The sequence below is a fragment of the Curtobacterium sp. AC272 genome (assembly GCF_979258155.1).
The window spans coordinates 3,694,101-3,708,706 of the sequence record NZ_OZ409838.1 but is presented as its reverse complement, the minus strand read 5'-3'; the positions used below and the strand labels follow the sequence as shown (position 1 = coordinate 3,708,706).

Annotated in this window: 9 protein-coding genes and 3 pseudogenes; 7 read left to right on the top strand and 5 right to left on the bottom strand. The window is 72.1% G+C overall.

What is annotated here, in order from left to right; genetic code table 11:
* Nucleotides 1-9: 9 nt before the first annotated feature.
* Nucleotides 10-1,578 (top strand): ABC transporter permease, encoded by a 1,569-nt coding sequence (locus ACZZ0J_RS19070; RefSeq protein WP_463438010.1) that lies wholly within the window; start codon nucleotides 10-12, stop codon nucleotides 1,576-1,578.
* A 28-nt stretch (nucleotides 1,579-1,606) separates the two neighbouring features.
* Nucleotides 1,607-1,894, top strand: coding sequence for a hypothetical protein (locus tag ACZZ0J_RS19065; protein ID WP_463438258.1), 288 nt, complete (start codon nucleotides 1,607-1,609; stop codon nucleotides 1,892-1,894).
* Nucleotides 1,895-2,032: 138 nt separating this feature from the next.
* Here the strand turns inward: ACZZ0J_RS19065 and ACZZ0J_RS19060 are convergent.
* Nucleotides 2,033-2,500 (bottom strand): annotated as a pseudogene (locus tag ACZZ0J_RS19060) (8-oxo-dGTP diphosphatase); the annotation flags it as partial.
* Here ACZZ0J_RS19060 and ACZZ0J_RS19055 point away from each other — a divergent pair.
* Both ACZZ0J_RS19055 and ACZZ0J_RS19050 read left to right on the top strand, forming a co-directional pair.
* On the top strand, nucleotides 2,499-2,849 hold the full coding sequence (locus tag ACZZ0J_RS19055) for a tryptophan synthase subunit alpha (RefSeq protein WP_463438009.1): 351 nt from the start codon (nucleotides 2,499-2,501) through the stop codon (nucleotides 2,847-2,849). The pseudogene ACZZ0J_RS19060 and the gene ACZZ0J_RS19055 sit on opposite strands and share 2 nt — an antisense overlap.
* Nucleotides 2,850-2,895: 46 nt before the next feature.
* A complete protein-coding gene (locus ACZZ0J_RS19050) occupies nucleotides 2,896-3,786 on the top strand; it encodes an aminodeoxychorismate lyase (RefSeq protein WP_463438008.1) in 891 nt (296 codons plus the stop codon).
* Between the two features lie 110 nt (nucleotides 3,787-3,896).
* On the opposite strand, the pseudogene ACZZ0J_RS19045 reads toward ACZZ0J_RS19050, so the two are convergent.
* Nucleotides 3,897-5,095, bottom strand: a pseudogene (locus ACZZ0J_RS19045) (amidohydrolase).
* A 165-nt stretch (nucleotides 5,096-5,260) separates the two neighbouring features.
* Between ACZZ0J_RS19045 and ACZZ0J_RS19040 the strand changes: the two are divergent.
* On the top strand, nucleotides 5,261-6,514 hold the full coding sequence (locus ACZZ0J_RS19040) for a Fic family protein (RefSeq protein ID WP_463438007.1): 1,254 nt from the start codon (nucleotides 5,261-5,263) through the stop codon (nucleotides 6,512-6,514).
* A gap of 37 nt (nucleotides 6,515-6,551) precedes the next feature.
* On the top strand, nucleotides 6,552-8,699 hold the full coding sequence (locus tag ACZZ0J_RS19035) for a S9 family peptidase (RefSeq protein WP_463438006.1): 2,148 nt from the start codon (nucleotides 6,552-6,554) through the stop codon (nucleotides 8,697-8,699).
* 110 nt (nucleotides 8,700-8,809) lie between these two features.
* On the opposite strand, the gene ACZZ0J_RS19030 is transcribed toward ACZZ0J_RS19035, so the two are convergent.
* Together ACZZ0J_RS19030 and ACZZ0J_RS19025 are read right to left on the bottom strand one after the other, a co-directional pair.
* Nucleotides 8,810-11,149, bottom strand: coding sequence for a CYTH domain-containing protein (locus ACZZ0J_RS19030; RefSeq protein WP_463438005.1), 2,340 nt, complete (start codon nucleotides 11,147-11,149; stop codon nucleotides 8,810-8,812).
* A complete protein-coding gene (locus tag ACZZ0J_RS19025; RefSeq protein ID WP_194648112.1) occupies nucleotides 11,146-11,472 on the bottom strand; it encodes a PadR family transcriptional regulator in 327 nt (108 codons plus the stop codon). Before ACZZ0J_RS19025 ends, ACZZ0J_RS19030 begins: the two co-directional genes overlap by 4 nt.
* Nucleotides 11,473-11,540: 68 nt before the next feature.
* Between ACZZ0J_RS19025 and ACZZ0J_RS19020 the strand changes: the two genes are divergently transcribed.
* Nucleotides 11,541-11,813 carry a mycoredoxin gene (locus tag ACZZ0J_RS19020; RefSeq protein ID WP_123293947.1) on the top strand — a complete coding sequence of 91 codons (273 nt, stop codon included), beginning with the start codon at nucleotides 11,541-11,543 and terminating at the stop codon, nucleotides 11,811-11,813.
* A 128-nt stretch (nucleotides 11,814-11,941) separates the two neighbouring features.
* On the opposite strand, the pseudogene ACZZ0J_RS19015 reads toward ACZZ0J_RS19020, so the two are convergent.
* Nucleotides 11,942-14,066 (bottom strand): annotated as a pseudogene (locus ACZZ0J_RS19015) (DEAD/DEAH box helicase).
* Between the last annotated feature and the right edge of the window lie 540 nt (nucleotides 14,067-14,606).

Below are 14,606 nucleotides of genomic sequence, written 5' to 3'. Positions count from 1 at the left end.
CAACGCCGAGTGAGCACGCCGCGGAACGACGTCCCGAAGAACGACGACACCCCGGAACGTCCGGGAGGGTCCCGGCCGACGTCGGCCCCGAAGCCACGCAGCACACGGCCCTCGGCCCGTGGGACCAAGCCCCGTCGCGGCGCGAAGGTCGCCGGTTCCACCCGACCGGCACCGCGCCGACAGGCACCCGTGCCGGCACCGCAGCAGCACGGTGCGTACCGCCGCTGGTACTCGACGCTGCACCCGTCGCTCCAGCTCATCGGCCTGCAGCTCTGGATGCCGCTGTTCTTCATCGTCGGCTTCTGCCTCTGCTACGTCTTCGCGTTCCACGCACCGCACCCGCACGACGTGCCGATCGCCCTGGTCGGCAGCGACCCGACCCTCGTCGCCGCCGTGCAGAAGGCCTTGCCGGGCGAGTTCGTGTTCCACACCTACGACTCCCTGGCCGCGGCGAAACGTGACGTCATCGCCGGCTCGATGGCGGTCGCGTACGACCCCGCGACGAACGAGTTCTTCAAGGCGAGCGCCCACCAGTTCCAGGTCGCGAGCCTCGTACCGGCGACGCTGAGCGCAGTCCTGACCGGCATCGGGGTCGCGACCCCGAAGATCACCGAGCTCGCTCCCCTGCCCGCGTGGGACGAGTACGGCACCGTCCCGATGTACGTCATGCTCGCCTGGTGCATCGGCGGCTACATGGTCGCGATGTTCATCGGGATCATGGGCGGCCCGCTCCGCCACCGCACCCGCATGACCGTCATCGTCGTCGGCGGCCTCGTCATCTCCCTCATCACGAACACGCTCGCCGGTCCGGTCGTCGGCGCCATCCACGGCCACTGGATCCAGCTCGTGCTCATCGCGTGGGGGTGGATCGTCGCGATCGGTCTCGCCGTCAACGGGCTGAGCTACTTCGTCGGCCGGTTCATCGCCGCCCCAGCCATGATCTGCTTCGTGTTCCTGTCGATGCCGTCGTCCGGCGGGGCGTACCCGAAGTGGTTCATGCCGGAGCCGTTCGCCTGGCTCAACAACGTCGTCGTCGGTTCCAGCATGGTCGACATGATCAAGCACCAGATCTACGGCGTCGGCCCCGGCCCGGCCCGCGGCCTGATCACGATGGGCTGCTACGCGGCGGTCGGCCTCGTGCTCATGTACTTCGGCAAGAAGTGGTGGGAACGCCGACGCATCCGCGCCATCGTCACCGGCCGGACCACGATGTTCCAGGACGCCAACACCGCCAACCGCGAGTTCCTCGGCAAGGAGCGCGACGCCGAGCTCGAGCGCCACGGCCTCGAGTCCACCGAGACGGGCACCCTGAGCGTCCTGAGCGACGACGACTGGGAGGACGCCCGCGTCGGCGGCGACGTCTTCACCGGCGGCCGCGACGGCCTCGAGACCGAGACCACCCCCACCGGCCGCATCCCCGTGGTGCGGACCGGGGAGCGCACGGGAGGCGCGGGGACCGGACCGCGCACGCGTCCCGTCCCACGCACCGGGGGCTCCAGGGCACCGGCTCGGTCCGACACGTCGGCCCGCGTCGACACGTCGGACGAGCCGCCGCACGGCCGCCACGCGGACCGGTGAGGTGCCGGCGGCGCGTATCCTGGGGGGCATGAACCCCCGCATCACCTGGCACCGCGTCCTCGTCAGCGTCGTCGTCGTGCTCCTCGTGCTGACGGTCGGCTTCTACGTCGCGAGCATCGTGCTCGCGCCTGCCGACGGCCGGAACACCGCCGGGCTCTTCGTCGGCTGGGCGATGTTCGCCATGGTCGGCGCGATCGTGTTCGGGATCATCGACTTCTTCGTCCGGCCCCTCGGTGGTCGCAGCGGGGACGCCGAGGTCATCGCCGCCGCCGAGGAAGCACGCACCGGCAGCACCCGCACCCAGCAGACCCGCTGATCCGCTGATCCGCTGATCCGCTCTACGCGGGTGTCTCGACACCCGTCCCGGTGAAGCCCGCGACCGTCGCGTCGTCGTCGGCGAACGTGAAGCGTGCACGCACCGAACCCCGCGGAGCACCCCGGGGAGCCAGTACTTCGCGTCGTCCCACATCGCCTCGTAGGGGACGTCGGCGACCGGGATCCACCGCGGCTCGAGCTCGTCGGAGCCCGACGGGCTGCCCTGCCAGCGGCGGCACACGAAGACGTCCGAGACCTGGGACCAGGACGGCCGGTACGGGAACCGGTAGTCCAACGTGCCACGGGCCTCCAGGTCGACCGTCTCGAGACGCAGGTCGACCTCTTCGCGCACCTCGCGCACGGCGGTGTCGACCGCCGTCTCACCGGGCTCGCGCTTGCCGCCCGGGCCGACCAACCGACCGGTGCCGAGACCGCGGCGCTTCTCCCCGAGCAGGACCTCGGGCCCGCGCTCGCCGTCGCGCAGCAGGTAGACGACGACCACTCGGGGGTGCTGGGACTTGCTCTCGTCGCGCGGGGTCACCCGTCCAGTCTGGCCGAAGATGTGTCGTACGCTCTTCCCATGGCAGGCGTGCTGCGGGGGCACCATGGCTGAGCCCCGCAGGACCGGGCGCAGCCTCGAAGTGCTGCGCGCCGAGGCCGCCGAGGAGATCTCGATGCTCGTCGAGCACCGGAGCCGCCAGGGCGAGGACCCGTGGGAGTTCATGCCGACGCTCCCGACGGTGGACGAGCAGGTCGTGCTCATCCTGCGGGCCGACGCGGTCGACCTCGACGCCGCGATCGGCAAGCGGCACGCCCATTGGTCGATGCACCCCGCGTCCGGTCAGGGCACCGTCCTCGGCGAGGAGTACCACCGGTTACGCCGGATCGCGCTGCAGCACCCCGAGCTCACCCAGGCGGTGTGGAAGCTCATGGGCGCCCTGCCCGACGCGAGCTGAGGTCCACGCACAACGCACGCGGACGTGTGTGCGATTGGATGGGCGCATGACCGAAACCGTGCTCGCGATCCTCAACCAGCCCTCCCGCGACGCCGCGGCGCACGACCCCGCAGCGGACGCCTTCACCTGGGCCAAGCCGCTCGAGGAGCACATCCAGGTGCAGGACCTCGGCATCACCCGAGGCGACGGCGTCTTCGAGACGATCACGGTGGTCGACGGTCGTCCGCAGGCCCTCGAGGCGCACCTCGACCGGTTCGGCCGCTCCGCCGCGATGCTCGACCTGCCCGCGCCGGACCCCGATGCCTGGCGGCAGGCGATTGAGGCCGTCTGCGCCCGGCTCGACCCGGTCCGCGAGGCCTTCGCGAAGACCGTCCTGACCCGTGGCGTCGAGGGCACCGACCGACCCACCGGCTGGGTCTACGCCGCGCCGTCCGTCGACTCGACCGCCGCGCGCACCGAGGGCATCTCCGTCGTCGTGCTGGACCGCGGCTACCGTCACGACGTCGAGCGCACCTCGCCGTGGCTGCTGCAGGGCGCGAAGACCCTGTCGTACGCGGTCAACATGGCCGCCCTGCGCGAGGCCGCCCGGCGCGGTGCCGACGACGCCCTGTTCGTGTCGAGCGACGGCTACGTGCTCGAGGGCACGCGCGCGAACCTGATCCTGAAGGTCGGCGACCGGCTCGTCACGCCGCGCACCGACATCGGGATCCTGGCCGGCACCACGCAGGCCGACGTCTTCCGCTTCGCCGAGCAGGAGGGCATCGAGACCGCCTACGAACTCGTCACGCTCGCCGACCTGCAGGCTGCCGACGCGCTCTGGCTCGTGTCGAGCGTCCGGCAGGCGGCACCGATCCGCGCCGTGAACGGCGACGCCCGCGCGATCGACGCGGACCTGACGGACCGCATCAACGAGTTCCTCCTGGCGCGCGAGGTCTGAGCCGGCCGGGCCCGCCGGCCGTCACGACCCAGCGCCCCCGGCGCCACGGACGGGAGGCCCGGATCGCGACGTGCGGGCACGTCGCGATCCGGGCCTCCCGGCTCTCCCCGCTACCAGCGCGGAGTGGTGACGCCCGCGCCGTCCGCCCACTCGAAGACCTGGCGGCCGTCGATCCAGACGCGTGTCGCGCGACTGGTCGCGTCGAGCGGGTCGCCGTCCCAGAGCACGAGGTCGGCGTCGTAGCCCGCGGCCAGCCGGCCGACGCGGTCACCGAAGCCCAGGAACTCGGCCGGGTTGACCGTGAGCGCCTCGAGCGCGGTCTGGGCGGGCAGGCCCTCCTTCACCGCGGCCGTGGCCTGGTCGACGAGCATGCCGATCGGCACGACGGGGGCGTCCGTGGTGATCGCGACCCGGACGCCGGCGGCGGCGATGGTGGCGAGGTTCGGGATGCCGCGGTCGCGGAGCTCGACCTTCGAGCGGCTCGTGAACAGCGGGCCGTAGATGACCGGGATGTCCTTCTCGGCGAGCAGGCTGGCGATCTTGTGCGCCTCGGTGCCGTGGTTCACGACCAGGCGGTAGCCGAACTCCTCGGACAGCCGGATCGCGGTCGCGATGTCGTCGTGGCGGTGGGTGTGCTGGTCCCAGACGAGTTCGCCGTCGAGGACCCGGACGAGTGCCTCCTTCGTCAGGTCACGCGCGAACGGCTCCCCTTCGCGGCGGCGGCGTCACGGGCGGCGCGGTAGTTCTGGGCCTCGACGAAGGCGTCACGGATGATCTTCGCGACGCCGAGGCGCGTCGACGGCGTCTGACCCTTGCCGCCGTACACCCGCTTCGGGTTCTCGCCGAGCGCGCTCTTGATGCTCACCGAGTCCGAGATGAGCTGCTCGTCGACCGTGCGCCCGCCCCAGGTCTTGATGGCGACGGTCTGGCCGCCGATCGGGTTGCCGGACCCCGGTTTCACGACGATGCTCGTGATGCCCCCGGCGAGCGCGTCGCGGAAGCCCTCGTCGTCGATGTCGATCGCGTCGATCGCACGGACCCCGGCCATGTTCGGGCCGGTCATCTCGTTCGTGTCGTTCCCGGCTTCGCCGTTCGCCTCCTCGTGGATGCCGACGTGGCCGTGGGACTCGACGAACCCGGGGACGAGCCACGCACCGGCTGCGTCCACGACGGTGATCCCCGGGGGCGGTGTGACGTCCGGGCCGATCGCGGTGATGCGGCCGTCCTCGACGACGACCGCGCCGCCGTCGAAGGCGGGGGCGGAGACGGGGACGACGTGGGCACCGGTGATCGCGAAGGAGTTGCTCATGCCACCAACGCTACGCGGGCCGGCGAAATACGAATTCCTGGCGTCGGGCGTCCGGGGTCCCTACGCTCCCGGCATGGTGCATCGGAGCGAGACCCCGCACGTCCACGACGGCTCGACCGCGCTCGGGGGCCAGACCGCGCACGGCGGCGTGCTCCTGCACCGCGGATGGCCCGTGCACGGCAGCGCGGAGCGTCCGTGGCGCAGCGCCCGCCGGGGTTCCCGCGCCGATCGGATGACCACGTCCGTCCGGGTGTCGCTCCCACCGGTGATCGCTCGTGCTCGGTGGGAGCCCGATGCCCGGACCGAGGCGCTGCTCGATCGCGCAGCCGCGGCGCTCCGGTCGCTCGACGTCCACCACGGCTCCCGGCTCGCGCCCCTCGGATCGGTGATCGGTCGGACCGAGGCCGTCGCCTCGTCGCGGATCGAGGACGAGTCCGCGTCGCTCGACGACTGCGCCCGAGCGCTCGTGGGCATCCGCGCGAACCCGAGTGCGACCGTCGTCGTCCGCGCCGCCGGTGCGATCGAGGGGTTGGTCGCGGCAGCGAACACGGGCGTGATCACCGAGGCCGCGCTGCTCGGGCGCACCGGCTGCTCATGCGCGACGACCCGGTCGACGGGCGGTACGCCGGGCGCTACCGCAGCGTCCAGAACTGGATCGGTGGCGGTGACACCCCGCGGCTGGCGACGTACGTCCCGCCGCCGCCGGAGCTCGTCGCGCCGCTCATGGCCGACCTGTTCGCGTTCCTGCACCGGACCGACCTGCACCCGATCGCCCAGGCTGCGATCGGGCACGCCCAGTTCGAGTCGATCCACCCGTTCACCGACGGCAACGGCCGGATCGGACGGGCAGTGATCAGTGCCGTGTTGCGGCGGCGGGGCGTCACGACGACCGTGACCGCACCGATCGCCACCGCACTCGCAGCGGATCGAGGCCGGTACTTCCGGCACCTCGAGCGGTACCGCAACGGGGTCGTGGACGCCCTCGTGGCAGACATCGCGATCGCCATCGGTACCGTGTGCGACGAGGCGACCGTGACCGCCCTGCTGCTCGACGAGCACGCGGCCGACCGGATGGCGGGTCCGTGCGCCACGGGTGTGCACGCAGTCGTCGGGCGGGCGCTCTCCGCCGACCCGGTCCTGACCGAGACCCGACTGCAGGACCTCCTCGCCGGTGTCGACGACGGATCGGTCGATGCCGACCTGGCCGGCTCCGTGGCCGCAGACCTCGTCCGCGCCGGGGTGCTGCGTCCGGTCACCGAGCGGCGGCGTGACCGTGCCTGGGTCGCACCGGCAGTCGTGGACGAGCTCGAGGCGTTCGAGCAGCGGGTCCGCGCGGGGGTGGCCGGGCGGACGCGGTCCGACCGCTTCCGGACGGGGCGGCCCGGCAGAGCGCGGTGCGACCGGTTCCGGGCGGCGTGACGCCCGGCTCGCCACGGGGCCGTGCGCATAGGGTGGGATGGTGAGCACCGAGCACTCCCAGGCCACCCCGCCCACCGCCGCCAAGCGGCCCGTGACGCGGACCCACCACGGCATCGACTTCGTCGACGACTACGAGTGGCTGCGTGACAAGGAGTCGCCGGACACCCTCGCCTACCTCGAGGCCGAGAACGCCTACACCGACGCCGCCACCGACCACCTCGCCCCGCTGCGCGACCGCGTCTTCGCCGAGGTCAAGAACCGCGTCCAGGAGACGGACCTCTCGGTGCCGGTGCGCATGGGCGGCTGGTGGTACTTCACCCGCACGGCCGAGGGCAGCCAGTACGGTGTGCACTGCCGTGCGCCGATCGCCGGTCCGGACGACTGGACCCCGCCGGCTGTCGTCGAGGGCGAGTCGACCCTCCCCGGCGAGCAGGTCGTCCTCGACGGCAACGCCCTGGCCGACGGCCACGAGTTCTTCTCCCTCGGCACCTACGACATCAGCGACGACGGCACCCGACTGGTCTACGGCATCGACGTCGAGGGCGACGAGCGGTACACCCTGCACGTGCGCGACCTGGCCTCCGGCACCGATCTCGGCGACGCCATCCCGAACACCGGGGCCGGTGCGACGTTCGACCCGGCCGGTCGCTACGTCTTCTACCCGACGGTCGACGAGTCGTGGCGCCCGGACAAGATCTGGCGGCACGCGGTCGGCACCGCGGCGTCGGACGACGTCCTGGTCTTCGAGGAACCCGACGACCGCTACTGGGTCGGCGTCGGCGTCACCCGGTCGTCGCAGTACATCGTCATCGAGCTCGGGTCGAAGATCACGTCCGAGGCCCTGGTGCTCGACGCCGCAGACCCGACCGGCGAGTTCCAGGTCGTGTGGCCGCGGCGCGACGGCGTCGAGTACGAGATCGAGCACGCCATCGTCGGCGGCAGCGACCGGTTCCTGGTGCTGCACAACGACGGTGCCGAGAACTTCGAGCTCGTCGACGTCCCCGCCGACGACCCCACGTCCGAGCGGGACCGCCGGGTCGTGGTGGCGCACCACACCGAGCGCCGCATCGAGTCCGTCGACGCCTTCGCCGGGCACCTCGCGCTCGAGTACCGCTCTGAGGCGCTCCCCCGCATCGCGATCATCCCCATCGAGGGTGACGGGTACGGCGACGCGCACGAGGTCCCGTTCGACGAAGCACTGTTCTCGGCCGGCCTCGGCGGCAACCCCGAGTGGGACCAGCCGACGCTCCGCATCGGGTTCACCTCGTTCGTCACCCCGTCCGAGGTCAGCGACCTGGACCTGGCGACCGGCGAGGTGACGGTCCTGAAGCGCCAGCCGGTGCTCGGCGGCTACGACCCCGCCGACTACGCGCAGGAGCGCGACTGGGCCACGGCGGCGGACGGCACCCGCGTGCCGATCTCGCTCGTCTGGCGGCGCGACGCCGTCGACGCGGACACCCCCTCGCCGCTCCACCTGTACGGCTACGGCTCGTACGAGCACTCCATCGACCCGGGCTTCAGCGTCATGCGTCTGTCGATGCTCGACCGCGGCGTCGTCTTCGCGGTCGCCCACGTGCGTGGTGGCGGCGAGATGGGTCGCCACTGGTACGAGAACGGCAAGACGCTGACGAAGAAGAACACGTTCACCGACTTCGTCGCGGTCGCCGACCACCTGATCGAGTCCGGCCGCACCACCGCGGACCGGCTCGTGGCCGAGGGCGGCAGCGCCGGCGGGCTCCTCATGGGTGCGGTGGCGAACATCGCTCCGGACCGGTTCGCCGGGATCGTCGCCGCGGTGCCGTTCGTCGACGCGCTCACGAGCATCCTCGACCCCGACCTGCCCCTGACCGTCATCGAGTGGGACGAGTGGGGCGACCCGCTGCACGACGCCGAGGTCTACCGCTACATGAGCGAGTACACCCCGTACGAGAACGTCCGCGACGACGTGCAGTACCCGCGGATCCTCGCCGTGACGTCGATCAACGACACCCGTGTGCTCTACGTCGAACCGGCGAAGTGGACCGCGAAGCTGCGCGAGGTCGGGGCGCCGGTGCTGCTGAAGACCGAGATGTCCGCGGGCCACGGCGGCGTGAGCGGTCGGTACGCCTCGTGGAAGGAGCGGGCGTTCGAGCTCGCTTGGCTGCTCGACGTGCTCGGGCTGGCCGACGAGTCGCCCGCCGCCTGATGACTTCGTGAGCAGAAATGGTCGGGTTGCGCGCGCGCACCCGACCATTTCTGCTCACCAGCGACCGGCCGCGCCCGCGGCACGCGGCGCCCCGCGACCCGCCCCGCGCCTCACACGCGGTTGAGCGCGTGCACCGCCTCGTCGTAGGACTCCTCGGCCAGGCGCACCCGGTCCCCCGCGAGCACGCCGTACCCGAACGTGCCCTCGCCACCGCGTTCGGCGATCGCCGCGTTGGTCCGCAGCGCGTCGAGGGCGTGCAGCGACCGGACGCGCTCGGTCAGCACGTCGGCCGCGCTGCCGATCCGCTTCCACAGCGCGTGCGGGAACGCGTCGTCGCCGAGCACGTCCATCGCCATCCGCGCCCGCATCGTGCCCTGCCAGGCGGCTTCGGTGGTCGCACGGTCGGCGGCCTCGCGCTCGGCGGCGGTGTCCGAGGTGTCGTCGGCGACCGCGGCCCGGACGAGTTCGCGGATGTGCGGCTTCACGACGGCGCCGACGTCCTGCGCGACCTTCTTCGGCGAACGGAGCGACCACTCGGTCGGGGTCGGACGTTCGACGGCGTCGTCGAGCGCGTCGAGCAGCTCGAGGAACGGCTCGCCGTGCACGAACGCGACGACGTCCCGCACCGACTGGTCGCGGCGCTCACGGGTCGACGCCAGGATGCGTTCGCGGGTCATCGAGTCGACCAGGTCGTCCTGCGCCGGGGTCGACGCGCGCGGCAACCGGTCGATGAGGTACTCGTTGAGTGCTGCGCGCGCGGTCACGGCAGCCAGGCCGTCGGCCGCCTCGGCGGCGCGGTCGACGGCGTCACCGTCGGCGAACGCCGGACGGTAGGCGCCGAGGATCGAGGCGATCTCGAGGGCGGTCTCAGCCGTCTGCCGGAGGTCGGCCGCGTCGCCGGAGCGGAGCCGCGATTCCTGGCCGAGCAGCGCAGCGCGCAGCTTGCGCAGTCGCTTCGCGAGGACGCGTGCGGTCGTGCCCTTGTCCGGCTTCTCCTCGGTCTGGAGGCGCGGTGCCGGTGCTCCTGCCAGCCCGCGTGCCAGCTTGGACGCGACGGCGGCGGGGCCGGCGCCCACGGCCGCGAAGCGCCCGTCCAGCGCCGCGAAGAGCTCGTGCGCGACCTGCGGGTCGACGTCGGCGACGGCCTCGACCTCGACCTCGCGCCAGGTGCGCGGCGTCTCCGGAGCGTCGTCGTCGAGGCGCTGCGCGGTCACCTGGTCGTCGGCGAGCTCGGCGACCTGGTCGCCGTCCTCGTCGAGCAGGCGGGTCACGGTGCGGGTGGTCGTGATGCGGACCACGGGGCGCAGGCCACGGCCGCGACGCTCGGTGAAGAGCGCCGCGAGGACCTCGGTCGGCACCGTGTCGGCGTCGTCGGTCAGTGCGAAGTGCTGCTCGTGGCGGACCGTGTCCGACTCGGAGCGCTTGATGTGCCACCCGGCATCCGGGCCACCGGTACGCCGGCGGACCGTGACCCGCGCCGCCACCAGGTCGTACCGCTCGGTGTCCCAGTACGTCGCATCGAGCTCGAACGGCTCCTGGTGCTCGGTGCGGAGGATGCCACCGGCGCCGACGAGGTCGGGCAGGGCACCGCCCTCTGGCAGGTCGTAGGTGCGCTCGATCTCGAGGTGGGTGTCGCTCACGAGGGTCTTGTCTACCAGGGCTTCACCGTGCGCATCGACCACCGCGGGCGCATCGGTGGAGAACCGCGACGCCACCGCTCCGGCGAGGACGATCGCCAGGTGGGGCAGGGTGACGAGGAACGGGCTCCACCGCACCGGGACGAGCGGGTAGAGCACGCCGGCCCACTGCAGGGCGAAGACAGCGACCGGGAGGACCAGGAGTACCCAGGTCCACCGCGCAGCGCGTGCCGCGACCAGCCACCCGGCAAGGGCGAGGACGACGGGCACCAGGGCGATCGGCAGGCTCGTCGGCGGCGTGAGGATCGGCTGCAGCGCACCGCCGACGGCCGCCGCGACGATCATGCTGGCGCCGAGGCGACGGCGTCGAGCACTCGTGCGGAGCGTGAGCGCTGCCAGCGCGATGGCCGCACCGGGCACGAAGAACACCAGAGACCACGTCCCGGTGATGCCGAGGACTCGGTCCGAGGCGCTCTCGTAGCCGTAGTTCGGCTGCAGGATGAGCCACGCCCCTTCCACGAGCAACGACACGACCGCGAGGGCGACCAGCACCGGCACGGTCCGGATGGTGTGCGGTGCAGAACGGACGGGTGTCGGCAGTGCGGTCATGGTGTCCCCCCAGGTGGAACGGTGGCCGGCGCGTCGGTGGAACAGCGCCGTGGTGAACGCGCCGAACGCGAGTGCGGTCGGCGAGAGGTCGAGTTCGTGGGCATCGCGCACGTCGGCGAGCCACTGCTCGCGGCGGGCGGCGCGGTGTGCTGCGGGCGAGACGGCGACGGCGACCCCCACGAGCGCCCGGTCGAGCGCGCTCACGAGGTCACCGGCCGGTGGGCCGAGCGAGCCGGACGAACGGGCGTCGCGGCGGACGGACGCGCGGCGACGAGGTCGCGTGCGGCGTCGACCCCGTCGGGCGTGAACTCGTAGAGCCGACGACGCGGGCCCGGTCGGTCGGTCTCGTCGTCCCACGACGACGTGATCCACCCCTGCCGCTCGAGTCGCTCGAGGATCGGGTAGACGGTGCCGGCCTGGCGCCCGGTGGCCTTGATGACGAGCAGCCCCCATGCCGGGCCGTCGGCGGCCAGCAGTGCGTCGAGCACGTCGAGCGTCGGGGCGGTGACGCGTTGGATCGGTTCCATGCGGCTTAACCTGGCTATATCGGATAAGCCGGTCAAGGGCGTCCAGAAAGCGGGGTTAGCCTGACGCCATGAGCGACACGATCACCCGCGAGCAGTTCACCCCCGAAGCCGGCGGCGTCACGATGTTCACGACCACCTGGTGCGGCTACTGCGCCCGCCTGAAGAACCAGATGACGAAGGCCGGCGTGCCCTTCACCGAGGTCGACATCGAGCAGACCCCGGGCACGGCGGAACTCGTCGCCGAGGTCAACGGCGGCAACCAGACCGTCCCGACGCTGGTGTTCCCCGACGGCAGCACGGCGACGAACCCGTCGCTGGCCGAGGTGCAGTCCCGCATCTGAGCGGCGAAGTCCCGCACACATGCATCTGAGCGGCGACGCTTCGCACGACCGAAGTCCGTCCGAACCGCGTGATCACGTGGTTCGGACGGACTTCGGTCGTGGACGGATGCGCGCCGCCCGCCGCGGAACTAGCCCCCGAGCGCCTCGGTCAGCAGCGCTGCCATGGCGTCGAGCTGGATGTCGCCGGAGTCGACGAGTTCCTCGTCCGAACCGTCGAGCGCGCGGGCGGCCAGCGACGCCTTCGAGTCGATGAGCTCGGCGATCTTGGTGTCGATCGTCTGCGCGGCGATGATGCGCCACGCGGTGACGGGCTCTTCCTGCCCGATGCGGTGCACACGGTCGATCGCCTGGGTCTGCTCGGCGCTCGTCCACGACAGCTCGGCGAGCACGACGTTGGACGCCACCTGCAGGTTCAGGCCCACGCCGGCGGCGGTGAGCGAGCAGACGATCACGGCGACGTCGGGGTCGTTCACGAACGAGTCGATCTGCGCCGTGCGCTGCGTGGCCGTCTGGTCGCCACGGATCGTGGCGGTGCGCAGGCCCCGTCGAGCGAGACCTCTTCGGCCTGGTCCATCACGTCGAGGTGCTTCGCGAAGAACACGACCTTGCCGACGTTCGACGCGAGCTGCGCGGCGTAGTCGGCTGCGAGCTGGGCCTTGGCGCGGCCGATGCGCCGGACCATCGAGAACACGTTCTCGCCGGTCGACGAGGCGTCCTGGTCCTCGAGCTCCCAGCGCGCGACCTGCCGGACGAGCTTGTGGTCGATGCCGACGACCGGGTCCTGCCCGGTGCGGGCGTCGAGCGCCTGGTGGTACCGGCGGACGAGCTTCGCGGTGAGCTCGCGCTCGGCGTCGCGGATGGAGCGGCCCTCGTCGCCGTCGAGCTCGACGGGGATGTCGGCGATCCGGCGGGCCGGGATGTCCGCGGCGACGTCGACCTTGCGGCGTCGGACGATGCCCTGGTCGATCACGGCACGGCGGGCCTCGACGAAGAAGCCCTGGTCGGCCGGCGTCAAGCCGATCTCCTCGAGCTCGTTCATGAGCTTCGCGCGGGGCTTCTTGTCGTCGATCCAGCCGAGGTACTCCCAGATGGTCCGGAAGTCCTCGACCGAGTTGATCAGCGGGGTGCCCGTCAGCGCCATGAGCAGCGGTGCCGCGGTGCGCTGCCGGATGCGGTCGGCGATCTGGAGCACGAAGCGAGCGCGCTGCGAGTCCTTGTTCTTGATGAAGTGCGCCTCGTCGACGACCATGCCCTTGAAGCCGAAGCCCCCGAGCCAGCCGGCGTGCCGGTCGAGGATCTCGTAGTTCACGATGATGATGTCGGCGAACCCGTCGAGGTCGTTGCCGTCCCCGTGGATGACGGTGGCGCGGTGGTTCGGCACCCAGCGCTCGGCTTCGCGCGCCCAGTTCGTCTTGACGACGTTCGGCACCACGACGAGCAGCGGGAACGCGTTGGCGGCGTCGGCGGCGAGCAACGACTGCGCCGTCTTGCCGAGGCCCGGCTCGTCGGCGAGCAGGAACGTGCGGTGCCCCTGCGACGCGGCGGCGACCAGTTCGGCCTGGTGCTTCATCAGCGTGGTACCCGAGCGGGAGTGCAGCGAGGTCGGCTCGGGCAGCGGCATCGTCGCCGCTCCCCGCCCGCGCCGTACTCGAACGACTTGAACAGCGGCCCGAAGAGCTCCCAGTTCGCCAGGCGACGCGGGTGCGCGACGGGCTGGTCGGCGAGCGCGAAGTCCGGCGGCAGGAACGGGTTGGCGAGCTGACGCTGCACGACCGCCTGCGGGGTGACCGCGCGCACCGGGGTCTCGGCGACCGGGGTGGGCTCGGCCGCGATGACGAGGTCCTCCGGCTGCAGCTCCATGCCGCCGGCGATCATCATGTCGCGCTTGACGGCGCGGGTCGCCTCGGAGACCTGCACCTCTTCCGCGAGCAGCTGGATGACGCTGGTGTCGCGGGCCGCGGTCTTCGCCAGGATCGTCGCGACGCCGTCGAGCCGCTTGAGCTGCTCGGCGCGCTGCGAGTCCGTGAGCTCGGTGTCGCCCTTCACCCGTGCGCGTTCTTCGCGCATGAGCAGTGCGACGGCCTGGAACTTCGTCCGGTTCGTCGCCTTGAGCGGTCCGCGCTGCGCCGCCGCCTCGACCTCGCGCACCGCGCGGGCGAGGACGGGGATCACGCCGTCGTTGTCCAGCGGCCTCGTCCGACGTGACGCGGTCCGCGTCCCGCCGGCAGCTCGCCGGGTGCCTGATCGAGCCAACGCTCCTCCTGTTCCGCCCACGCATCGGGGCGAGCCGCCCGTGGGGCGGAAGTCCTGCACCGGGGCCTGACACGGCTCCGGTTCGGCTGCGGGCCACCGTGGCCCACCGCATCGCCGGTCCCCGCTTCGGGACGTCCGGTGGAGTCCCGCGGACCGTTCCACCGCGAGCGCCTGCTCGGCGCCGGGTGCGACGGTCCGCGCCGGGATCCGGCGTCGTCACACGCACGTGACGCCCCCGCGGGCGGTCGCGGCCCGGTTCCCGCGTCGATCAAGTGATCGACGGCTGCGTCCGGAATCGACGCGGCACGCGGGAACGCGGTGCGTGCGCGCTCAGTTTACTCCCCGACCCCCGACAGAGGCGACTCCGCGTCGCCCGCGCGCGTCGCGCCTCCTGGAACGCCCCGCGTGACGGACGGGAGGCACGGTGCGGGCCCGCCGCGCGCCTCCCGTCCGACGCCGGGCGCGTCCACCCCGCCGAAGCGACAGTTCCCGGGTCCCCACGCCGACCACCCCGCGAAAGCGACAGTTCCCCGCCAACGT

Bases quoted from the DNA above. Each gene is read 5' to 3' on its own strand.
- ACZZ0J_RS19020 (WP_123293947.1), top strand. From the start codon at position 11,541: ATGAGCGACACGATCACCCGCGAGCAGTTCACCCCCGAAGCCGGCGGC.
- ACZZ0J_RS19065 (WP_463438258.1), top strand. From the start codon at position 1,607: ATGAACCCCCGCATCACCTGGCACCGCGTCCTCGTCAGCGTCGTCGTC.
- ACZZ0J_RS19040 (WP_463438007.1), top strand. From the start codon at position 5,261: ATGGCCCGTGCACGGCAGCGCGGAGCGTCCGTGGCGCAGCGCCCGCCG.
- ACZZ0J_RS19050 (WP_463438008.1), top strand. From the start codon at position 2,896: ATGACCGAAACCGTGCTCGCGATCCTCAACCAGCCCTCCCGCGACGCC.
- ACZZ0J_RS19035 (WP_463438006.1), top strand. From the start codon at position 6,552: ATGGTGAGCACCGAGCACTCCCAGGCCACCCCGCCCACCGCCGCCAAG.
- ACZZ0J_RS19025 (WP_194648112.1), bottom strand. From the start codon at position 11,472: ATGGAACCGATCCAACGCGTCACCGCCCCGACGCTCGACGTGCTCGAC.
- ACZZ0J_RS19055 (WP_463438009.1), top strand. From the start codon at position 2,499: ATGGCTGAGCCCCGCAGGACCGGGCGCAGCCTCGAAGTGCTGCGCGCC.